A 20,227-nucleotide genomic window follows, 5' to 3' on the forward strand; every position below is an offset into this window, starting at 1 on the left:
TCATGCGCCGCTACGGGAAGAACCCCGACGAGGACGACATCCGCGTCCGCCCCAACCGCAAGGGCAACCGGCCGCGTACGCACATCCGGCCCAAGCACGAGGACGCCGAGGACGGCATGGTCCTCACCGTCGACCGGGGCCGGCTCACCTGCCTCGTCGACGGCCGGACCGTGGTCGCGATGAAGGCCCGCGAGCTGGGGCGCAAGGCCGCCGTGGTGGGCGACACCGTCTCCATCGTCGGTGACCTCTCCGGCGAGAAGGACACCCTGGCCCGGATCGTGCGGATCGCCCCGCGCCGTACGGTGCTGCGCCGCACGGCCGACGACGACGATCCGTACGAGCGCGTGGTCGTCGCCAACGCCGACCAGCTGGCGATCGTCACCGCGCTGGCCGATCCGGAGCCCCGCCCGCGCATGATCGACCGCTGTCTGGTGGCGGCGTACGACGGCGGGCTCACCCCGCTCCTCGTGCTGACCAAATCCGACCTGGCGTCGCCGGACAAGCTGCTGGAGGCGTACACCCCGCTCGGCGTCCCGTACATCGTGACCAGCCGGGACGAGCTGGAGAACGGGGACGCGGCGGAGCGGGTGCGCGAGCTGCTGGAGGGGAAGGTCACCGCGTTCGTCGGGCACTCCGGGGTCGGCAAGACGACGCTGGTCAACGCCCTGGTGCCGGAGGACCGGCGGCGGACCACCGGCAACGTCAACGCGGTCACCGGCCGGGGGCGGCACACCACCACCTCGGCCCTCGCGCTGCCGCTGCCCGGCGACCGGGGCTGGGTGGTCGACACCCCGGGCGTGCGCTCCTTCGGGCTGCACCACGTCGACCCGTCGCGCGTCATCCACGCCTTCCCGGACCTGGAGCCGGGCACCGAGGAGTGCCCGCGCGGCTGCACCCACGACGGCAACCAGCCCGAATGCGCGCTGGACGCCTGGGTGGCCGAGGGGCACGCCGACCCGGCGCGCCTGGACTCGCTGCGCCGGCTCCTCGCCACCCGCGAGAGGCGCGAGGGCGACTGACGGAACCGGCCCCTCCCGTACGGGACGGAGCCAGCCCCTCCGCACGGCTCGTCCCGGCCGGAATCGGCTTGAGCGCCCCGGGCATGTTTGCGAGCTTCAACGACCGGTAAAGGCATAATCGCACCGAGCGGGACGAAGCCGTCACCTACGCGGGAGGCAACTGACGATGGCGTGGCTGCTGGTCGTGGTCGCAGGACTGCTGGAGACCGGCTTCGCCGTGTGTCTGAAGCTCTCCCACGGATTCACCCGGCTCTGGCCGACGATCGCGTTCGCCATTTTCGCGCTCGGCAGCTTCGGGCTGCTGACCCTGGCGCTGCGGAAACTGGACGTCGGTCCGGCGTACGCGGTGTGGACCGGGATCGGGGCCGCCGGGACCGCGATCTACGGCATGGTCTTCCTCGGCGATGTGGTCTCCACCCTGAAGCTGGTGTCGATCTCCCTGGTGATCATCGGCGTGATCGGCCTCCAGCTGTCCGGCTCGGCCCACTGAGCCCCGCCCGCTCCCGCACCAGCGGCCGCGTCGCCTCCCGTACGAGACGGAGCGCGCGGCTGTCCGCGGCGTCGTCCTCCACCAGCGGCACGATCACACAGGACAGCGCGAGGCGCAGCGCGATCTCGCAGCGCCCGGCGGGGATCCCGGGCGACGCCGCCGCCATCCGGTCCCGTACCAGCGCGAGCAGCTCGTCGGGGCCCGGCGGCGGCTTCCCGCCCGGACGCCCCCGGGAGGAGCCTGACCGCCGGTCCGGGCGGGGCAGTCCCTCCGCCCAGTGCCCCGTGAGCAGCGCCCTGACCAGCACGTCCTGGCGGGCGGCCCGGAGGGTCCAGAGCGCGACGGCGGCCGGGCGGTCGGGCACGGGGGCGGTCAGGGCGCGGTCGACCCCGGCGAGATAGCCGTCGGCGGCCCGGCGCAGAAGGGCCTCGGCCAGTCCGCCCTTGGTGCCGAACTCGTTGTAGAGCGTCTGGCGCGAGACACCGGCGAGGCCGGCGACGTCGGCCATGCGCACGGCGCGCCAGGGCCGGTCGGCCAGGGCCCGGAGGGCGGCGTCCAGCAAGGCCTGCCGCGCTGTCGGCATCGTCGCCTCCCCCGCCCCGGGATCCTGCCGTTCAGGGTTGAGGCGCTCCCGGGGGCTGTCAAGGGTTCCGGGCGGCAGGGGCGCTGTAGCCCCTGTCCGGCGGCGCTGGATACTGTGGCGGCATGCCCGACTACCACGATGATCTGCGCCTCGCCCACGTACTGGCGGACGCCGCCGACGCCGCGACGATGGACCGGTTCAAGGCTCTCGACCTGAAGGTGGAGACCAAGCCGGACATGACGCCGGTGAGCGAGGCCGACAAGGCCGCCGAGGAGCTGATCCGGGGACATCTGCACCGGGCCCGCCCGAGGGACGCGATCCTGGGCGAGGAGTACGGGGTGGAGGGCACCGGTCCGCGGCGCTGGGTGATCGACCCGATCGACGGCACCAAGAACTATGTGCGCGGTGTGCCGGTGTGGGCGACGCTGATCGCGCTGATGGAGGCGGGCGACGAGGGCTTCCGGCCGGTGGTGGGCGTGGTCTCCGCGCCCGCGCTGAACCGGCGCTGGTGGGCGGCGAAGGGCGCGGGCGCGTTCACCGGCCGCAGTCTCACCTCCGCGACCCGGATGCGGGTGTCGGAGGTGGGGCGGATCGCGGACGCCTCGTTCGCGTTCTCGTCGCTGTCGGGCTGGGAGGAGCAGGGCCGCCTCGACGGCCTCCTGGACCTCACCCGGGCCTGCTGGCGGACGCGGGGGTACGGGGACTTCTGGCCGTACATGATGGTCGCCGAGGGTTCCGTGGACATCTGCGCGGAGCCGGAGCTGTCGCTGTGGGACATGGCGGCGCCGGCGATCGTCGTCCAGGAGGCGGGCGGCCGGTACACCTCGCTGGACGGGGCGGACGGTCCGGACGGCGGAAACGCGGCAGCCTCGAACGGCCTTCTCCACGACGAGCTGCTGGGCTACCTCAACCAGCGCTACTGAGCTGCGTGCACTCCCCCGGCGCGCGCCCGCTCACCCCTTGTCGACCCGCCCCAAGGGTGCAACTCTGAGAGTCCCCCCACTTGTGAACTTGTGAATCGACTCACAGAGTCGGCTCACCGAGGAGGTGGCTCGATTCATGCTCGTCCGTGACGCCATGAGCACGGTGGTCCTCACCATCGGCCCCACCCATACGCTCCGCCAGGCGGCCCGGCTGATGTCAGCCCGCCGTATCGGGGCAGCTGTCGTCCACGACCCGGACACCTGCGGGCTCGGCATCATCACCGAGCGCGACATCCTCGACGCGGTCGGATCGGGGATGGACCCCGACCGGGAGACCGCGTCCGCCCACACCACCACCGACGTGGTGTTCGCCGCCCCGGCCTGGACCCTGGAGGAGGCCGCGGAAGCCATGACGCACGGAGGGTTCCGGCATCTGATCGTGCTGGACGGCGACGGCCCGGTGGGCATCGTGTCGGTGCGCGACATCATCCGCTGCTGGGCCCCCGCCCGCCGCCGCACACCCGCCGCGGCGGCCGGCTGAGACCCCCCGGGGGGCCGGAACGACCGGTGGGCCGGACCCCCGTGAGGGGATCCGGCCCACCGTCGACGACAAGCGTCCGGTCAGCCGCGAAGGGCCTGGACCGCGGCTTCCAGCCGCTTGCCGAAGTCGCCGTCCGCCTGGCGGAAGTTGTTGATCGCGCGCTCGGCGATGTCGTCGCGCGAGACCTTGGCGATGAACCCGGCGAGGTTCTCGACCAGCCGGCTCTTCTCGTCCCCCGACATCAGCCGGTAGAGGTCGCCCGCCTGCACGAAGTCGTCGTCCTCGGCGTGGGAGGGAGCCTCGGTGCTGCCGGTGGCACCGGTGACCGGGAGCGGCTGCCACAGCGGCCGGTCGGTCTGGAAGGGGCCGCCGAAGCTGTTGGGCTCGTAGTTCTTGGTGCCCTTGTGCCGGCCGTCGTAGAGGAAGCCGTCCCGGCTGTTGGTCCGCGCCTCGGTGGCGTGCGGGCGGTTCACCGGCAGGTGGTCGGCGTTGATGCCGACGCGGTAGCGGTGGGCGTCGCCGTACGCGAAGAGGCGGCCCTGGAGCATCTTGTCCGGGGACGGGCCGATGCCCGGCACGAAGTGCGCGGGGCTGAAGATCGACTGCTCGACCTCGGCGAAGACGTTCTCCGGGTTGCGGTTGAGCTCCAGCCTGCCGATCTCGATCGGCGGGTAGTCCGCGTGCGGCCACACCTTGGTGAGGTCGAACGGATTGAAGCGGTACGTCGCCGCGTCGGCCGCGGGCATGATCTGGACCTGCACGGTCCAGGACGGGAAGTCGCCGCGCTCGATCGCCTCGCGCAGATCGCGCTGGTGACTGTCGGGGTCCTCACCGGCGAGCTTGTTGGCCTCGGCCTGGGTGAGGTTCTTGATGCCCTGGTCGGTCTTGAAGTGGTACTTGACCCAGAAGACCTCGCCGGCCTCGTTGTTCCACTGGTAGGTGTGCGAGCCGTACCCGTTCATGTGGCGCAGCGTGGCCGGGATGCCGCGGTCGCCGAAGAGCCAGGTCACCTGGTGCGTCGACTCGGGCGACAGACCCCAGAAGTCCCAGACGTTGTCCGCCTCCTGCGAGCCGGTGTACGGGTCGCGCTTCTGGGTGTGAATGAAGTCGGGGAACTTGATGGCGTCCTTGATGAAGAACACCGGGGTGTTGTTGCCGACGAGGTCGTAGTTGCCCTCCTCGGTGTAGAACTTCAGCGCGAAGCCGCGGGGGTCGCGCACGGCGTCGGCGGAGCCGAGGTTGCCCGCGACGGTCGAGAAGCGCAGGAAGGTCTCGGTCTGCTTGCCGACCTCGGAGAGGAACTTCGCCCGGGTCCACTGCGAGACGTCGCGGGTCAGCGTGAAGGTGCCGTACGCGCCGGCGCCGCGGGCGTGCACGACGCGCTCCGGGACGCGCTCGCGGTTGAAGTGGGCGAGCTTCTCCAGCAGCGCCTGGTCCTGGACGAGAACGGGACCGCCGGGGCCCGCGGTCTCACTGTTCTGGTTGTCGGCTACCGGCGCGCCGGCCTCCGTCGTCAGCGGTCCCTGCGTCACGTGCGCCTCCTGCGTCGTATCCCTGCACAGCGGTCAAATCCTGTACAGCCCTGTCCCTTGGCCAATGCCATTCTCGATCCTACAATGGACAATGTCCAAGTCAAGTGAACGTCCAAAGTCACACCCGATCGGGACTCGATTCCCCCACTGTTAGGCTGGGCTGCATGAGCGACCTGCTGGAACGACTTCGTGGACGCGGCTGGCGCATGACGGCGCAGCGGCGTGTCGTGGCCGAGGTCCTCGACGGGGACCACGTACACCTGACGGCGGACGAGGTCCACGCGAGGGCCGTTTCCCGGCTGCCCGAGATCTCGCGCGCCACCGTCTACAACACCCTCGGCGAGATGGTGTCCCTCGGCGAGGTGCTGGAGGTCTCCACCGACCGCCGGGCCAAGCGGTACGACCCGAACGCGCACCGCCCCCACCATCACCTGGTGTGCGCGCGGTGCGGCGCGATCCGGGACGTGCATCCGGCGGGCAACCCGCTGGCGGACCTGCCGGCGGACGAGCGCTACGGCTTCACGGTCTCCGACGTCGAGGTGACGTACCGCGGCATCTGCCCGAACTGCGCCACCACGGCCTGAGCCGTCCGAAGCCGGGCCCGCCTGCTGCGACAGGCGGGCCCGGCTCTTTGCGTGCCCGGACATGACGAAGGCCCGGATCTCGATGAGATCCGGGCCTTCGTCTTCAGTAGCGGGGACAGGATTTGAACCTGCGACCTCTGGGTTATGAGCCCAGCGAGCTACCGAGCTGCTCCACCCCGCGTCGGTGAATGCAACATTACGTCAGCGGGTCGGGCAGCGCAAATTCATTCACGCGGCCCTGGGCCGGGCGGGCCCCGGGGCAGGCGGACCCTGGCGTTACGCGGCTCCGGCGCCGGGCAAGCCCTGGCGCCAGGCGCCCTCTGGCGTTACGCGACCCCAGGGTCAGGCGCCCGCTGTGTCACGCGGCCCCGAGGCCGACTGACACAGCGTCACGCGGTCAGCTCCTGGTGCAGGGCCTCGCGCAGCCGCGCCGCGCGCTCGGCCACCTCGGCCGGGCCCAGCTCCACGGCCCGCGCACACCAGCGCTGCCCCTCGGTGAGCTCGCCCCGGCGGGCGGCGAGGAGCGCCAGGCGCAGCGCGGCCCGGCCGTGTCCGGCGCCGGCCGCACGGGTCCACCACAGGGCGGCCTCGCGCTCGCTGCCCTCGCGGGCCAGGAGCAGCCCGAGGTTGAAGGCCCCGTTGCGACTGCCCGCCTCGGCGGCCTCCCGGTACCAGTGGGCGGCGCTCTCCACGTCCCCGCGGGCGGCGGCGAGCATGCCGACCCGGACCTGAGCACGGCGGTGGCCCTGCTGGGCGGCCCGCTCGTACCACTCCTCGCACTCGGTCTTCTCCGGCATCGGCTCACCCAGCGCGGGTGGGCCCGGCGGCGGCTGGCGCGCGTCCAGCACCCCGGCCAGCCGGAACGCGGCCTCGGCGCTGCCGCCGCCCGCCGCGCAGCGCAGGTGCCGCTCGGCCTCCTGGTCGTCGCCGTCGCGCAGCAGCGCCATGGCGACCTGGAGCGCCGCGTCGGTGTGCCCGGCCGCCGCGGCGCGCTCGTACCAGCCCAGCGCCGTACGGTCCTCGTCGCGTCCGGCGTGCAGGATGCCGAGGTTGAAGGCCGCGTCGACGCTGCCCGCCTCGGCCGCCTTGGAGAACCAGGGCTCGGCCCCGGCGTGGTCGCCCGCCTGGAGGAGGAGCACGGCGAGCGCGTTGGCGGCCTCGCGGTGTCCGGCGTACGCGGCGCGGCGGTACCACTGCTCGGCCTGCGGGGTGCGGTCCTGGGCGGCGCAGAGCAGCCCGAGGTTGTACGCCCCGTTGACGTCACCGGCGTCCATGGCGGCCCGGTACCAGCGCTCGGCGGTCTGCTGCTCCCCGCGTGCGGCGTGCAGCGCGCCGAGCGCGTTGGCGGCGTTGCCGTCGCCGTCCTGGGCAGCGCGCAGCCACCACACGGCGGCGCTCTCCTCGTCGCCCGCGTCGCGCAGCAGGAAGCCGAGCGCGCAGGCGGCGCGGGGCTCGCCGTCCTTGGCGGAGGTGAGGTACCAGCGGCCGGCCTCCTTGAGCTCGCCGCGCTGCTCCAGGATCGCGCCGAGGTGCAGGGCGGCACGCCGGTGCCCCCGGGCGGCGGCCTGGCGGTACCACTGCTCGGCCTCGCCGACCCGGCCGGCGGCGGGGCCCGCCACGGGGCTGTCGCCGTCGGCCGCGCCCTTGTCGGCCGCGCTCTTGCCAGCGGCGCCCTTGCCGGTCGCGCTCTTGTCTCCTGCGGGGGCCGGCACCGGCGGGGGCGTGGCGCCGGGCAGGCCGAGGCCCGTTCCGGTTCCGCCGGAGGCGGCGCCCCGGCCCAGGCCGAAGGCGTCGTGCGGATCCTCGACGGCCTTCCGCTCCAGGGCGCGGGCCAGCCGGTAGGCGGCCTCGCGGTGTCCCTGTTCGGCGGCGGCGCGCAGCCAGCGCTCGGCGCCGACGTCGCTGCGGTGCTCCAGGAGGTCGGCCAGCGCGTACGCGCCCAGCGCGTGCCCCTGCTCGGCGGACTGGCGCAGCCAGTACTCCGCGCCGGGCTCGTCGCCGCGCTCGCGGAAGTGCCGGCCGAGCGCGTGGGCGGCCGCGGCGGAACCGGCCACGGCGGCGATACGCCACCAGCCGGCGGCCTCGTCCGGGTAGCCACGCTGGTGCAGCAGGACGCCCAGGTTGTTCGCGGCGGCCCGGTCCCCGTCGGCGGTGGCGGCACGCAGATACCGCTCCGCGCCGTCCAGCTCCCCGCGACGCAGCAGCAGCGCGCCCAGGACGCTCATGGACGCGGTGTCCCCCGCGTCGGCGGCACGGCGGTGGCGCGCCTCGCTCTCGGCGCTGTCCGCGGCGTCGACCGCGTCCGTGGTGTCCTCGTCGGACGGGGCGGCGACGTCGGCGCACACGTCGGCGGCGCCGGTCCGCTGGACCGGTGCGCCCGTCCCGGCGATGGCAGCGGCGAAAGCCGCGTCTACCGCGCTTTCCGCATCTTGGCCGCGCTGCTGCACAAACCGCCCTGTCTCCAACAGAGTTGCCCTGTCCCCCATAAATACCATCGTCGCACCACCTGTAACCCGCGTACACCTGGTATATCGCGGCCAGTGAGGTCACTACAGCGTTTTGTCGACATGCCCACAGGGAGACAAGTCAAACACGCCTGGAGGCAACTGCTGCCCAGCGAACCGCACTTCACGCCCCCAGCCCGGGACCGACACGGCCCGCACACACAACGGACACGACGAAGGCCCGGATCCCAAGGGAATCCGGGCCTTCGTCTTTCAGTAGCGGGGACAGGATTTGAACCTGCGACCTCTGGGTTATGAGCCCAGCGAGCTACCGAGCTGCTCCACCCCGCGTCGTTGTGGTGAAACCGTACCACGACGCGGGGTGGGCCCTGCTCAGCTGCCCTGGTCGGAGGCCTGCTCGGCCGAAGTGTCCGGCTTGGCACCGCCGCTGTCCGGCTTGGCGTCGCCCGCCGGCTTCGCATCGCCTTCCGGCTTGGCGTCGCCCGCCGGTTTCCCGGCGTTGTCGGCCTTCTCCCCCTCACTGCCCGCCTTGGGCTGCGCGGCGGCGGCTCGTTCCAGAGCCTCCTGAAGAGCCTCCTGGGCCTTGCCGTAAGCCGGCCAGTCCTGCTCCTTCAGCGCCTTCTCGCCGTCGGAGTACGCCTTCTGGGCGTCCGCGATGGCCTTCTTGAGGGCGGCGCTGCCGGTGCTCGGCGGATCGTCGGTCTCACCCGGTGGTTCCTGGGTGTCCGGCGGGGTCGTGGACCCGTCGTCCTCGACGCCGAAGACCGCGTTGAGCGCGTCCTTGAGGTTGTTCTCGAAGACGATCTTCGAACCGTACGAGGCGGCCACCTTGCGCAGCAGCGGGTAGTTCTGGTTGCCACCGCGCGTGTAGACCGGCTCGATGTACAGGAAGCCGCCCTCCAGCGGAACCGTCAGCAGGTTTCCGTACTCGATGTCCGAGTCGGTGCCCTTCAGGTTCCTCACGAACTCGGCGACGTCGTCGTTGCCGTTGAGCTCACTCTGTACCTGACCCGGGCCCTTCACCGTGGAGGTGACCCGCAGCAGCCGCATGGTGCCGTAGTCCTTGCTGGCCGCGTCCGCGTTCACCGCCATGAAGGCCCCCAGGTTGGGACGCCCTCTCGGGGTGAACGTGGTGGTCAGCGAGAACTCCTGCGCGTCCTGTCCCGGCATCTTCATGCTCAGGTAGTACGGCGGGACGGAGCCCGGCTCCTTGTTGGTCGGGTCGTCCGGCACCTGCCACGCGTCGGAGCCGCTGTAGAACTGCGCGGGGTCCTCGACGTGGTAGCGGGTCAGCAGCTCGCGCTGGACCTTGAAGAGGTCCTGCGGATACCGCAGGTGGTCCATGAGCGCCTGCGGAATGTCACCGCGCGACTCGACCGTGCCAGGGAACGCCTTGCGCCAGGTCTTGAGGACCGGGTCCTCGGTGTCCCACTCGTAGAGCTTGACCTTGCCGTCGTACGCGTCGACGGTGGCCTTCACCGAGTTGCGGATGTAATTGACCTGGTTCTGCTGGGCGACGACCGCGCGCTGGTTGGTGGTCAGCGAGTCGGCCGTGGTGTCGCCGAGCGTCGTACGGGACGCGTACGGGTAGCCGTTGGTCGTGGTGTACGCGTCGACGATCCACTTGATCCGGCCGTCGACGACCGCCGGGTAGGCGTCGCCGTCGATGGTCAGCCACGGGGCGACCGCCTCGACGCGCTCCTTGGGCGTGCGGTTGTACAGGATCCGCGAGCCGTCACCGATGGCTCCCGAGTACATGATCTGCGGCTCGCTGAAGGCGACCGCGTACGCGGCACGGTTGAAGGAGTTGGAGAGACTGACCCCGCTGTCGCCCTCGTAGCTGGTGGTCTTCTCGCCGTCCTCCTCGTAGTCGAGCTCCTTCTGGGGCCCGCCGACGATGGAGTACTGCTCGGTCTTCTCGCCGTAGTAGATCCGCTGCTCGTACTTCCCGAACTCACCGGTGGAGGGCAGACCCGACTCGGTGAAGTCCGGGGACCCCGTCGGGTTGGTGCCGGTGGTCGTGCCGCGGGCCGCGATGGCGCCGTAGCCGTGGGTGTACGTGAAGTGGTCGTTGATCCAGTTCCGCTTGGGGAGGCCCTGGATGTTCAGCTCACGCAGACCGATGATCGTGTCCTGCTCCTTGCCGTCCTTGTCCTTGTAGCGGTCGACGTCGAGCGTCTTCGGGAACTGGTAGTAGTTCCTCCGCTGCTGGAGCTGCTGGAAGGCCGGGGAGACGACGTTGGGGTCCATCACGCGGTAGCTGGCGGCGGTGTTGGCCGCGGCCCGCAGCTTGGTGTCGTCCTCCGTGGTCGCCTGACCGTCGTAGTCGTCCACCTTGGCGTCATCGATGCCGTACGCGTCGCGTGTGGCATTGATGTTCTTCTGGATGAACGGCGCTTCCTTGGCCTGCTCGTTCGGCTGGACCTGGAACTTCTGCACGATCGCCGGGTAGAGCCCGCCGATCAGGATCGCCGAGAGCACCATCAGGCCGAAGCCGATGACCGGGAGCTGCCAGGTGCGGCGCCAGAGCGTCGCGAAGAACAGCACCGCGCAGATCGCGGCGATGCAGAACAGGATGGTCTTCGCCGGGAGATAGGCGTTGGCGTCGACGTACCTCAGACCCGTCCAGTTGTCGGTGGCCTTGAAGTCACTGGACTTCACGGCCAGCCCGTACCGGTCGAGCCAGTACGCCACGGCCTTCAGGGAGACGAAGATGCCGAGAAGGACCGAGAGGTGGCCGGTGGCCGCCCCGGTGGCCCGGGCGCCGGGGCTGGTGATGCGCAGCCCACCGTACAGATAGTGGGTCAGCGCCGCGGCGATCAGCGACAGCACGGTCGCCGCGAAGCCGAAGCCCAGCATGAAGCGGTACCACGGCAGGTCGAAGGCGTAGAAGGAGACGTCCAGCTGGAACTGGGGGTCCTTCTGGCCGAACGCCACGCCGTTGACGTACATCAGCCACGTACGCCACTGGCCGGAGGCGGAGGCTCCGGCGATCAGTCCGACGAGCGCCGTGACGGCGAGCAGCACCCACTTCTTGTAGGGGGCGATGCTCATGCGGTAGCGGTCCAGGCTCTGCTGCTCCAGCGACATCGCGCTCAGCGGCGGCCGGAGCCGGTGCGCGAGCCAGATGTTCACGCCGATGGCGAGCGCCATCAGCAGTCCGAAGACGAGGAACAGCCCGATCTTGGTCCACAGGGTGGTGGTGAAGACGGATGAATACGCGACCGACCTGTACCAGAGCCAGTCCGTCCAGAACCCTGCGAACATGACGAAGGCCATGGCGAGAACCGCCAGGACACCCAAAGTCATGAGCAGGGTACGGGCGCGCCGGGACGGGCGGCCGACTCTGATCCGTGGCCCGGTCGGGCCTCCGCCGCGGTCCGGCATCTGGAAAGCCAACGTGCGCACCTCGAAGTTCGCGGTCGTGTGAACAGGCCCAGCGATCCTAGAGCCCACCTATGCAACTTACTGAGGCTTTACCTAGTTCCCGTTCCCGGGGCGGAAGGAGGCAGGATATTGCTCATGCCCAACGTTTCCCCCGCAGGACCCCCGATGGCCGCGAGTCCGCTGACCGTCGCCGTCCTCGAAATCGACGCCTACGCCTCCAACCTCGGCTGGGACCAGCCCGCCCGGCTGTTCGCCCTGGTCGACACCGACCGGCTGCGGACCCAGGAGCCCGGCCTCGCCGCTCAGCTGGGCCTGGAGGACCCCAATTCCTCGGTCGCCGCCCTCACCCCGATCGAGCAGGACGAGCTGCCGCCGGGCACCGCGCTCGACGACTTCCTCGCCACGATCGCCTGGCCCGACGCCGTGGCCGGCTGCGCCATGACGGTGGAGCGGCTGATGCTGCCGCCGTCCGCCGAGGCGTCCGTGCCGGACGGGCTCAGCGACAAGCAGCTGACCCAGTGGGTGGCCAAGCACCCCGACCGGCAGGAGGTGCGGATGACCGTGGCCGTCCTGCGGGACGGGGCGCGCGAGTCCGCCGTACGGCTGCGGGAGAAGGACTCCCCCACCGAGGTGCTGACCGGCGCCGGTCTGGTGCCCGGCCTCGCCGAGGCGCTCGCGGCGACGTTCGAGTCCTGATCCGGCCGCTGCCCGGGGCCGTCGTACGGGTCCCCGGGCGGCGCGGCCGTCGGCCCGGCCCCGTACACCGGCCCGGCCGGGCGGTCGTCAGCCGGTCGAGCAGCTCGGCAGGCCGGTGGTCTTCCCCGCCTTGATCCGCTCCAGCGACTTCGTGGCGTCCTCGATCGTCTTGACCCGCACGAGCGTGAGCCCGTCCGGTGTGTCGGCGGCGGCCGATGCGCAGTTGTCGTCCGGCGTGAGGAAGTAGCGGGCGCCGGCGTTGCGGGCGCCGACCAGCTTCATGGTGATGCCGCCGATCGGTCCGACGGTCCCCGCGTCGTCGATGGTGCCGGTGCCGGCGACGAACTTGCCGCCGGTCAGATCGCCCGGGGTGAGCTTGTCGATGATGCCGAGGGAGAACATCAGCCCGGCGCTCGGCCCGCCGACGTCCGCGAGCTTGATGTCGATCTCGAACGGGAACGTGTGGTCCGTCCCGGCCCTGATGCCGACGATCGCCCGGTCCTTGCCGCCCTCCTCGCCGTCGCTCTCGGCGGCGGGAGCCTTCACGGTCTTGATCGTGACTTTCTCGTCGCCCTCGGGGTCGCGGCCGGCCTTCTCGGCCGCGGCGGCCTCCTTCGCCGGGACGATGGTGAAGGTGACGTTCTCGCCGGGGCGGTGTTCGGTGACGAGCTTCGCGACGTCGCCGGGCTCCTTGACCGCCGTGCCGTCGACGTCCTTGATCACGTCGCCCGCGTGCAGCTTGCCCTCGGAGGGGCTGCCCTTGACCACCGTGGAGACCACGACCTGCGTGGAGACCGGGATGCCCAGTTCCTTCAGAGCGGCCACCTTGGCGCTCTCCTGGGACTGGCTGAACTCCTCGGCGTTCTCCTGGGTGGACTCCTCCTCGGTCTTGCCGTTGGGGTAGAGCGTGTCGTGCGGCACCACGACGCTGTCGTGGGCCAGCCAGCCGTGGACGGCCTCGAAGATGTTCATCCGGTAGTCCGCCCCGGTGACGCGGACGGTCGTCATGTTGAGATGGCCGGACGCCGGGTACGTCTTGCGACCGGAGATCTGGAGGACGGGCTCGCCACGCGCCTCGCCGAGCGTGTTGACCGTCGGTCCGGGAGACATCTCCGCGTACGGCACTTTGATCAGCACACCTGCGCAGAGCAGCGCGATGAGGACGAGAGCGGAGGCGAGCATCGTCGCGGTGCGGCGTGGCATGGAACGACAGTACGGGAAGGGCCTGTCAGTGCACCGCCGGGGCCGGTCCGTACGAGGCGACCGGAACGCGGCGGAAGGTGGTCACGCGGCGTGCGTCGGTCTCAGAGAGCCTCGGAACCGGAGTGCGATTTCTCCATCGCGTCACGGAACCTGGCGTAGCCGGCGAGTTCGGTGACATCGCCGGTCGTGCGATTGCGGGCTGCCCAACTCGCCCATATCGCACCACCGACAGCAGCGATAAGTGGAATCAACAGCCAAGCGAGTGCCGCCATCACGACCTCCCTACCCCATGAGCGACCGGATGCCCGATCAGCAGATTAACGATCCGGAAGACCAACGCTCATGGCGGGGGTGCGGTTACGCAAATCGGGGCTGATGCGCCCCCGTACGGTTTGCGCTCAGCAGGCTCCGACCCACTCCTCCGTGCCGTCCGAGAAGCGCTGGTGTTTCCAGATCGGAACCTCGCGCTTGAGGTCGTCGATGAGCTTGCGGCAGGCCTCGAAGGCCTCGGCGCGGTGCGGGCAGGCGACCGCGACGACGACGGCCAGGTCACCCACCTCCAGTTCACCCACTCGGTGGACGGCCGCCAGGGCACGGACCGGGAAGTCGGCGACGACCTTCTCGGCCACCCGGCGCAGCTCGTCCTCGGCCGAGGGGTGGCAGGAATAGCCGAGCGCGCCGACGTCCTGCCCCGCGTCGTGGTTGCGCACGGTGCCGACGAAGAGCGCGATGCCGCCCGCCGCGTCGTCGCCGACGGCGCGGAAGACCTCGTCGACGGAGAGCGGGGTGTCCCGGATCGCCAGCAGCCGGACGGGGTCGGCCGCCGCGTACTCGCCGGGGTGGTCGTGGGTGGGTGCCATGCTCCCATCGTGCCGTACGGCTCCGACATCCCGGAATTGCCTCTTCTACCGGCGGCCGGCCGACCGTTTTGGAGCCTCCTACAGGGCCCCGGGCGCGGTGCGTGGTCGGAACGGGTGGGCGGTCAGATGCGGCGGCGGGCCTTGCGGGCGCGGCGGACGACCGCGGCGGCGCCGAGCAGGGCGACCGTGGCTCCGGCGGCTCCGGCGGCGGTGGCGTCCTTGCGGCCGAGCCGGCGTCCGGCGAGCGTGTGGCGGCCCTCGACCTCTTCGAGGAGGGCGCCGAGCACCTCCTCGTTCGTCCACTTCGGCCGCCAGCCCGCATCGTGCAGCCGGCTGACGCTGACCACCCAGGGGTGCATCGTGTACGCGAGGTCGCCCGCCGGGGACGGGGTGAGGCCGATCCGGTGCAGCCGGGCGGCGGCGCCGAGCGCGACGGCGGAGGGCAGCTCCATCCGTCGTACGCCGCTGAGCTCCTCGACCTCCTCCTGCTCCAGCCAGCCGTCGCAGCCGACCGCGAACTCGCCGTCGATCTTCTCCAGGGCGGCGTACTCCAGCGCCGTCACCAGGTCCTCGACATGGCAGAACTGCCAGGTGGGGCGCGATCCGGCGACGACCAGGAGGCGCGGGGACTCGAAGTAGCGGGTCAGGGCGGTGTCGGTGCCGCCGACCAGGACGGTGGGGCGTACGACGGTGACGTTGAGCCCGGGGTGGGCGCGCGGGGCCCGGCGGCCGAGCCGTTCGATCTCCAGGAGGTCGCCGACGCCGGTGGCCTCCGCGGTGGCGCGCAGCTCCGCGTCCTCGGAGAGCGGCACGTCGTTGTCGGCGAGCGCCCCGTAGACCATCGCCGAGGTGCACAGCACGACCCGGTGGACCCCGACGGCGGCCGCGGCGGTGAGCACGGTCTGGGTGCCGCGTACGTTGTACGCGGTGCGGGCGGCGGGGTCGGTCTCCAGGTCGAGATCGAGGGCCAGGTGCACGACGACGTCAGCGCCGCGCAGCTTCTCGGCGATCGCCGGGTCCCGTACGTCCAGGATGTGCCAGGTCGCCTCGGAGATCTCACCGCGGCGCTCGTCGATCGCGATGACCTGCTTGATCGCGTCGGATGCGGCGAGGTGGGCGGTCAGCAGCTCGCCGATGCCGGTGGCGGCGCCGGTGACCGCGACGACGGGACCCCGGTTTCCGGGGGACCTGGGGCGTTTGTTTTCGGGTGTGCTCTCGGGCGAGGGGTCGGTCAGGTTTCGCGCTGCGCGAACCTGCGGATCTGGGGAACTCACCGGGCGTCTCCAGCGGTTGTCTTCAGTACGTACCCGAATGACGCGTACGTACCAGGTGGCGTCCATCCTGCCGCAGGCCGGGAGCCGGCGGAGCACTGAGGCCCGAAGCGGGCGTGGTGTCTACGCTGGATGGTGATGTCGGGCAGTCGCCGTCGGTTCGAGCCGGCGGCCCTACGAGCCGAGGAAACCCGTGAGTGACACCCCATTCGGATTCGGCCTTCCGCCGGAGGAGCCGGAGAACGGCGACGAGGGCAAGAAGAAGGACCCCACCGAAGGTGGGCAGAGCGCGGGCGGGACGGGAAACCCGTTCGGTTTCGGGCCGGGGGCGGGCGGGGACAACCCGTTCGCCGCAATGTTCGGCTCGATGAATCCGAACGATCTCGGTGCGGCCTTCCAGCAGCTCGGCCAGATGCTGAGCTACGAGGGCGGTCCCGTGAACTGGGACATGGCCAAGCAGATCGCCCGGCAGACGGTGTCGCAGGGCGCCCCGGACGGTTCCAAGGACGCCAGCGTCGGCCCGTCGGAGCGCACGTCGGTCGACGAGGCGCTGCGCCTGGCGGACCTCTGGCTGGACGGTGTGACGTCGATGCCGTCCGGTTCGGTCTCCACGGTGGCGTGGAGCCGCGCGGAGTGGGTCGAGGCCTCGCTGCCGGCCTGGCAGCAGCTCGTCGACCCGGTGGCCGAGCGGGTGGGCCTGGCGATGGGCGATGTGCTGCCCGAGGAGATGCAGGCCATGGCGGGCCCGCTGATCGGCATGATGCGGTCGATGGGCGGTGCCATGTTCGGTCAGCAGATCGGGCAGGCCGTGGGCACGCTGGCCGGTGAGGTGGTCGGTTCCACCGATATCGGGCTGCCGCTCGGTCCCGCGGGCAAGGCCGCGCTCCTCCCGTTGAACGTGGAGCGGTTCGGCAAGGACCTCAGCGTCCCGCAGGACGAGGTCCGGCTGTATCTGGCCCTGCGCGAGGCCGCTCACCAGCGGCTCTTCGCCCATGTGCCGTGGCTGCGGTCGCATCTGTTCGGTGCCGTCGAGGCGTATGCGCGCGGCATCAAGGTCGACACCAGCAAGCTGGAGGACGTCGTCGGCCAGTTCGACCCCTCGCAGCCGGAGCAGTTGCAGGACGCCCTTCAGCAGGGCATGTTCCAGCCGGAGGACACGCCCGAGCAGAAGGCGTCGCTGGCCCGGCTGGAGACGGCGCTCGCGCTGGTGGAGGGCTGGGTGGACGCGGTGGTCCACGAGGCCGCGAAGTCCCGGCTGACCTCGTCCGACGCGCTGCGCGAGACGATGCGCAGGCGTCGCGCCTCCGGTGGACCGGCCGAGCAGACGTTCGCCACGCTCATCGGTCTCCAGCTGCGCCCGCGCCGACTGCGGGACGCCTCGCGCCTGTGGGCCTCGCTCACGGACGCCCGGGGTCTGGAGGGCCGCGACGCGCTCTGGGCCCACCCGGACATGCTGCCGACCGCCCACGACCTGGACGACCCGGACGGCTTCGTCCACCACGAGCAGGCCGACTTCTCCGAGCTGGACAAGATGCTCGGCGAGGCGGCGAAGGGCCCGCAGAAGCCCTCCGAGAGCGATGAGGGCAAGGAAGACGGCAAGGGCGGCCCCGACCAGTGAGCCTGCACGACGACGCCGTCCTCGTACTGAAGGGGTACGCCCCCGAGGGCCCCGAGGACACGCACGGTGAACAGGCGGAGCTGCGTCAGGCCTACCTGGACCATCTGGCACACCACGACGACGGCATGTGGAAAGCGTGCGGGGCGGGGCATCTCACGGCCAGCGCCCTGGTGATCGATCCGGAGCGGGGCAAGGTTCTGCTGACCCTGCACCGGAAGCTCCGGATGTGGCTCCAGATGGGCGGCCACTGCGAGCCGCAGGACGCCGGTCTGGAGGCGGCGGCGCTCCGGGAGGCGACGGAGGAGTCCGGCATCACGGGGCTCACCCTGCTGCCCGGCGGACCGGTCCGGCTGGACCGGCACCCGATCCCGTCCCCCTGCAACTGGCATCTCGATGTGCAGTACGCCGCGCTGGCCCCGGCCGGAGCGGCGGAGCGGATCAGCGAGGAGTCCCTGGAGCTGCGCTGGTTCGGCTACGCGGACGTGCCCGAGGTGGCCGACGCCTCGGTCGTCCGGCTGCTGGAGGCGACGCGGTCACGGCTGTGACGGCGGGCTGAACGGACATGCGTAAGGGGCGGCCTCCATGGAGGCCGCCCCTTACCGCTACCGCTACCGGCTGTGCCGCGGGTGCCGGTCAGTTCCAGGCGTTGTTCTGGTTCTGGCCGTGGGAGCCGTGCTGGCCCATGCCGAACTGGGCGCGGGCGCCCTGGCCGATCTGGGCGTTCTGCGGAGGCATGACCTCGCTCGGCTGGACGAGGGCGAAGCCCTGGCCGAGGAAGCTCAGCTCCCAGCCCTCCCCGGTGTTGCCGCGACGCCGGAAGACGCCGGAGGAGTGCGTCTGGGCCTGCATCTGCACGCGCAGGGAGCTGGACCAGGCGACGATCGCGTCCGCGTCGACGTTGACGTACTTGTCGGGCGTGACCTGCATCATCAGCGGCTGGCCCGAGGTCATGAGGGCGACCTTGCCGGTGCCGGAGATGTTGAGCTGGTACTTGCCGCTGCCGGAGATGCCGTACTGGCTGTCGACCGCGATGACCTCGGTGTGCAGCGAGGAGTCGAGCGCGAGGACGTAGGAGCTGTCCACGGTCATGCCCTCGCGGTCGACGTCCACGACGTGGATGTACTGCGCGAGGTTGGCGAGGTAGACGGTGCCCTGGCCGGACACCCGCATCAGGTCCAGGCCCTCGCCGGTGTGCGCGCGGGCGCGCCGCTGCCCCTGGGACTGGTACTCCCCGTCGAAGTCCATCAGGCCCTGGTAGGCGACCATCGCGCCCTTACGGGCGAGGACGTCGTCGTGGCCGGTCAGCGCGACCCGCAGGAGCTGCGGGTTCTGGATCGCGTACCGGTCCTGGGTCTGCTGCTCGGTGTAGTTGAAAAGCGGACTCTGCATGATGTGTGTTCTCCCTCCCCGTCAGTTCCGGATCCGCAGGCGGTCCGTGCTGTCCTCGCTCGGCTGGACGACGACGATGCCCTGGCCGGAGAAGGCCATCTGGTACGCCTCGCCGCTGCCCCGTCCGATCAGCGAGCCCGCCTTGAAGCTGCGCTTGCCCTTCACCTTGAGGTTCGGGGACCAGGCGACGAGCGCGTCCGGGTCGACGTACGTCTCGTCCTCGCCGCGTCCGCAGTCGACGACGATCGGGGTGCCCCGGGAGGTGATGGCGACCCATCCGGTGCCCTGGACGACGACGTTCCACAGGCCCTGTCCGGCGAACTTGGCGAGCCCCTTGACCTTCTCGACGCCCCAGGTGAGGTGGGCGTCGAAGGCGAGGAGGTTGGTGCCGTTGACGGAGATGGACTCGTTGTTGAGGTTGATGACGACCACGTCGGCGCCGTAGTCGGCGAGGTAGAGGAGCCCGTCGCCGGAGCACTTCATGACGGGTGCGCCCTCGCCGGTGATCCACTGGGAGGCGATCTGCCGGACGGCGGGCGGGTTGGGCTCGTACTGGATGAAGCCCTCGTACGCGACCATCGAGCCGGTGCGTGCGAAGAGGTCCTGCCCGGAGGCCATGGCGACCTTGAGCATGGTGCTGCCGTGGTTCTCCATCCGGGCCGTGACGGGGGTCGGGGCGAAGCCCGCGAGTTGCTGGTTCATGACGGGCTCCCTCAGACCTCGTAGGGCTGGACGACGATGAAGTTGCCGGGGGCGCCCCGGAACTGGAGGTTCACGGTCTCGCCGCTGTGTCCGGGGTACGCGTTGCGGCGCAGCCGGACCTGGCTGGAGACGATCACCTGCGAGGCGGCCGACCAGGCGACCACCGCGTTGCAGTCGGCGAACGTGGTGGGCGTGACCGGCAGGACGACCGGGGTGCCGTGGGTCTTCACGACCACGGTGCCGCTGCCCTGGAACAGCATGGTGAACAGCGCGCCGCCGGGGATGCCGTGGCCCTCGACCCTGCGCACCTCGTACTGGAGGGACTCGTCGAAGGCGAGGACGTTCTCGGCGGAGACGCAGATGCCGTCGCCCTGCAACTCGATCGGGTGCAGGTACGAGCCTTCCTCGGCGAGGAAGACCTGGCCCCGGCCGGTACAGCGCATCAGCTGCATCTCCTGGCCGGTGGCGTTGCCCACGGCGCGGCCGACGAAACCGGCGCCCTTGTAGCCGAAGTCCACCTTGCCCTGGTACATCACCATGCTGCCCTGGCGGGCCAGGACCCCGGCTCCGCCCATGGTCAGGTCGACGCGCATGAGCTGCTGGTTCTGCGGGGTCCAGCGCTGCCCGGTCGCGGTCTCCTTGTACGGCTGGAGGGCCGCCTGAAGCCCCGCGCCCGCGGCCGGCACGCCCTGCGGAACGCCCGGGGGCATGGAGCCGGGGGGCTGCTGACCGTACGGGGACGGCGCGGGCTGACCGTAGGGAGCGGGTGCCTGCTGGCCGAAGGGAGCGGCGGGCGGGGCGGCCTGGCCCGGGACCTGGCCGAACTGCGGCTGCTGGGGCTGGCCGTACGGGGACGGGGCCTGGGGCGCCTGCGGGGGCATGGGAGCCTGGGGCGCCAGCGGGGCCGCGATCGTCGGCGCCGCGTGGATCGGCTGCTGCGGCGCGGGCGGCGGCGTGGGCGCGG

The 20,227-nt window shown here is 71.2% G+C and carries 19 protein-coding genes and 2 tRNA genes; 8 read left to right on the forward strand and 13 right to left on the reverse strand.

The genetic code is table 11. The annotated features are described in order from the left end of the window. Positions 1 to 2: 2 nt before the first annotated feature. Positions 3 to 1,019, forward strand: a complete 1,017-nt coding sequence (gene rsgA / locus A3Q37_RS28270; protein WP_065488596.1) for a ribosome small subunit-dependent GTPase A — start codon at positions 3 to 5, stop codon at positions 1,017 to 1,019. 166 nt (positions 1,020 to 1,185) lie between these two features. Further along, positions 1,186 to 1,509, forward strand: a complete 324-nt coding sequence (locus tag A3Q37_RS28275; protein ID WP_065488600.1) for a multidrug efflux SMR transporter — start codon at positions 1,186 to 1,188, stop codon at positions 1,507 to 1,509. Here the strand turns inward: A3Q37_RS28275 and A3Q37_RS28280 are convergent. Next, on the reverse strand, positions 1,466 to 2,092 hold the full coding sequence (locus A3Q37_RS28280) for a TetR/AcrR family transcriptional regulator (protein ID WP_065488604.1): 627 nt from the start codon (positions 2,090 to 2,092) through the stop codon (positions 1,466 to 1,468). The two genes, A3Q37_RS28275 and A3Q37_RS28280, sit on opposite strands and share 44 nt — an antisense overlap. Before the next feature lie 122 nt (positions 2,093 to 2,214). Here A3Q37_RS28280 and hisN point away from each other — a divergent pair, with 122 nt between their 5' ends. Both hisN and A3Q37_RS28290 read left to right on the forward strand, forming a co-directional pair. Continuing rightward, positions 2,215 to 3,015, forward strand: a complete 801-nt coding sequence (gene hisN, locus A3Q37_RS28285; RefSeq protein ID WP_065488609.1) for a histidinol-phosphatase — start codon at positions 2,215 to 2,217, stop codon at positions 3,013 to 3,015. A gap of 136 nt (positions 3,016 to 3,151) precedes the next feature. Next, on the forward strand, positions 3,152 to 3,556 hold the full coding sequence (locus A3Q37_RS28290; RefSeq protein WP_006127444.1) for a cyclic nucleotide-binding/CBS domain-containing protein: 405 nt from the start codon (positions 3,152 to 3,154) through the stop codon (positions 3,554 to 3,556). 80 nt (positions 3,557 to 3,636) lie between these two features. Here A3Q37_RS28290 and A3Q37_RS28295 read toward each other — a convergent pair whose 3' ends face one another. After that, positions 3,637 to 5,088 carry a catalase gene (locus A3Q37_RS28295; protein WP_065488612.1) on the reverse strand — a complete coding sequence of 484 codons (1,452 nt, stop codon included), beginning with the start codon at positions 5,086 to 5,088 and terminating at the stop codon, positions 3,637 to 3,639. A gap of 164 nt (positions 5,089 to 5,252) precedes the next feature. Here A3Q37_RS28295 and A3Q37_RS28300 point away from each other — a divergent pair, with 164 nt between their 5' ends. Beyond that, on the forward strand, positions 5,253 to 5,672 hold the full coding sequence (locus A3Q37_RS28300) for a Fur family transcriptional regulator (RefSeq protein WP_065488614.1): 420 nt from the start codon (positions 5,253 to 5,255) through the stop codon (positions 5,670 to 5,672). Between the two features lie 107 nt (positions 5,673 to 5,779). Here the strand turns inward: A3Q37_RS28300 and A3Q37_RS28305 are convergent. The 4 genes from A3Q37_RS28305 to A3Q37_RS28320 form a co-directional block, all read right to left on the reverse strand. Beyond that, positions 5,780 to 5,853, reverse strand: a tRNA-Met gene (locus A3Q37_RS28305). Positions 5,854 to 6,061: 208 nt separating this feature from the next. Further along, a complete protein-coding gene (locus A3Q37_RS28310) occupies positions 6,062 to 8,167 on the reverse strand; it encodes a tetratricopeptide repeat protein (protein ID WP_065488616.1) in 2,106 nt (701 codons plus the stop codon). 226 nt (positions 8,168 to 8,393) lie between these two features. Next, a tRNA-Met gene (locus A3Q37_RS28315) sits at positions 8,394 to 8,467 on the reverse strand. Between the two features lie 42 nt (positions 8,468 to 8,509). After that, on the reverse strand, positions 8,510 to 11,524 hold the full coding sequence (locus A3Q37_RS28320) for a UPF0182 family protein (RefSeq protein ID WP_065488618.1): 3,015 nt from the start codon (positions 11,522 to 11,524) through the stop codon (positions 8,510 to 8,512). Positions 11,525 to 11,659: 135 nt separating this feature from the next. Here A3Q37_RS28320 and A3Q37_RS28325 point away from each other — a divergent pair, with 135 nt between their 5' ends. Further along, entirely contained in the window at positions 11,660 to 12,220 is a 561-nt protein-coding gene (locus A3Q37_RS28325; protein WP_255311973.1) for a PPA1309 family protein, read from the forward strand. Between the two features lie 87 nt (positions 12,221 to 12,307). Here the strand turns inward: A3Q37_RS28325 and A3Q37_RS28330 are convergent, their stop codons facing one another. From A3Q37_RS28330 to A3Q37_RS28340, 4 genes are all read right to left on the reverse strand, one after another. Next, the gene (locus A3Q37_RS28330; protein ID WP_065488622.1) at positions 12,308 to 13,423 is read right to left on the reverse strand and encodes a PDZ domain-containing protein; all 1,116 of its coding nucleotides are present in this window, start codon (positions 13,421 to 13,423) and stop codon (positions 12,308 to 12,310) included. A gap of 101 nt (positions 13,424 to 13,524) precedes the next feature. Then, positions 13,525 to 13,695 carry a hypothetical protein gene (locus A3Q37_RS37385; protein WP_006127438.1) on the reverse strand — a complete coding sequence of 57 codons (171 nt, stop codon included), beginning with the start codon at positions 13,693 to 13,695 and terminating at the stop codon, positions 13,525 to 13,527. A 126-nt stretch (positions 13,696 to 13,821) separates the two neighbouring features. Further along, on the reverse strand, positions 13,822 to 14,283 hold the full coding sequence (locus tag A3Q37_RS28335; RefSeq protein ID WP_065488625.1) for a molybdenum cofactor biosynthesis protein MoaE: 462 nt from the start codon (positions 14,281 to 14,283) through the stop codon (positions 13,822 to 13,824). A gap of 122 nt (positions 14,284 to 14,405) precedes the next feature. Then, a complete protein-coding gene (locus A3Q37_RS28340) occupies positions 14,406 to 15,557 on the reverse strand; it encodes an SDR family oxidoreductase (protein WP_065488627.1) in 1,152 nt (383 codons plus the stop codon). Positions 15,558 to 15,747: 190 nt separating this feature from the next. Here A3Q37_RS28340 and A3Q37_RS28345 point away from each other — a divergent pair, with 190 nt between their 5' ends. Next, complete coding sequence (locus A3Q37_RS28345; RefSeq protein ID WP_065488629.1) at positions 15,748 to 17,172, forward strand: zinc-dependent metalloprotease; 1,425 nt, start codon at positions 15,748 to 15,750, stop codon at positions 17,170 to 17,172. Continuing rightward, entirely contained in the window at positions 17,169 to 17,717 is a 549-nt protein-coding gene (locus tag A3Q37_RS28350; protein ID WP_065488633.1) for an NUDIX hydrolase, read from the forward strand. Before A3Q37_RS28345 ends, A3Q37_RS28350 begins: the two co-directional genes overlap by 4 nt. Before the next feature lie 88 nt (positions 17,718 to 17,805). Here the strand turns inward: A3Q37_RS28350 and A3Q37_RS28355 are convergent, their stop codons facing one another. The 3 genes from A3Q37_RS28355 to A3Q37_RS28365 all read right to left on the reverse strand — a co-directional run. After that, a complete protein-coding gene (locus A3Q37_RS28355) occupies positions 17,806 to 18,561 on the reverse strand; it encodes an AIM24 family protein (RefSeq protein WP_065488635.1) in 756 nt (251 codons plus the stop codon). Between the two features lie 21 nt (positions 18,562 to 18,582). Continuing rightward, on the reverse strand, positions 18,583 to 19,263 hold the full coding sequence (locus A3Q37_RS28360) for an AIM24 family protein (RefSeq protein ID WP_065488640.1): 681 nt from the start codon (positions 19,261 to 19,263) through the stop codon (positions 18,583 to 18,585). Positions 19,264 to 19,274: 11 nt separating this feature from the next. Further along, positions 19,275 to 20,227 (reverse strand): AIM24 family protein (locus tag A3Q37_RS28365; RefSeq protein WP_141693623.1); only part of this gene is annotated, 953 nt, incomplete at its 5' end.

This window comes from Streptomyces sp. PTY087I2, from assembly GCF_001687325.1.
Classification (GTDB): Bacteria; Actinomycetota; Actinomycetes; order Streptomycetales; family Streptomycetaceae; genus Streptomyces.

What these genes read in the sequence shown, in the direction of transcription:
- A3Q37_RS28300 (WP_065488614.1), top strand. Translation starts at nt 5,253, where the DNA reads ATGAGCGACCTGCTGGAACGACTTCGTGGACGCGGCTGGCGCATGACG.
- A3Q37_RS28320 (WP_065488618.1), bottom strand. Translation starts at nt 11,524, where the DNA reads ATGCCGGACCGCGGCGGAGGCCCGACCGGGCCACGGATCAGAGTCGGC.
- A3Q37_RS28335 (WP_065488625.1), bottom strand. Translation starts at nt 14,283, where the DNA reads ATGGCACCCACCCACGACCACCCCGGCGAGTACGCGGCGGCCGACCCC.
- A3Q37_RS28310 (WP_065488616.1), bottom strand. Translation starts at nt 8,167, where the DNA reads ATGGTATTTATGGGGGACAGGGCAACTCTGTTGGAGACAGGGCGGTTT.
- A3Q37_RS28290 (WP_006127444.1), top strand. Translation starts at nt 3,152, where the DNA reads ATGCTCGTCCGTGACGCCATGAGCACGGTGGTCCTCACCATCGGCCCC.
- hisN (WP_065488609.1), top strand. Translation starts at nt 2,215, where the DNA reads ATGCCCGACTACCACGATGATCTGCGCCTCGCCCACGTACTGGCGGAC.
- A3Q37_RS28355 (WP_065488635.1), bottom strand. Translation starts at nt 18,561, where the DNA reads ATGCAGAGTCCGCTTTTCAACTACACCGAGCAGCAGACCCAGGACCGG.
- rsgA (WP_065488596.1), top strand. Translation starts at nt 3, where the DNA reads ATGCGCCGCTACGGGAAGAACCCCGACGAGGACGACATCCGCGTCCGC.
- A3Q37_RS37385 (WP_006127438.1), bottom strand. Translation starts at nt 13,695, where the DNA reads ATGGCGGCACTCGCTTGGCTGTTGATTCCACTTATCGCTGCTGTCGGT.
- A3Q37_RS28275 (WP_065488600.1), top strand. Translation starts at nt 1,186, where the DNA reads ATGGCGTGGCTGCTGGTCGTGGTCGCAGGACTGCTGGAGACCGGCTTC.
- A3Q37_RS28360 (WP_065488640.1), bottom strand. Translation starts at nt 19,263, where the DNA reads ATGAACCAGCAACTCGCGGGCTTCGCCCCGACCCCCGTCACGGCCCGG.
- A3Q37_RS28325 (WP_255311973.1), top strand. Translation starts at nt 11,660, where the DNA reads ATGCCCAACGTTTCCCCCGCAGGACCCCCGATGGCCGCGAGTCCGCTG.
- A3Q37_RS28330 (WP_065488622.1), bottom strand. Translation starts at nt 13,423, where the DNA reads ATGCCACGCCGCACCGCGACGATGCTCGCCTCCGCTCTCGTCCTCATC.
- A3Q37_RS28280 (WP_065488604.1), bottom strand. Translation starts at nt 2,092, where the DNA reads ATGCCGACAGCGCGGCAGGCCTTGCTGGACGCCGCCCTCCGGGCCCTG.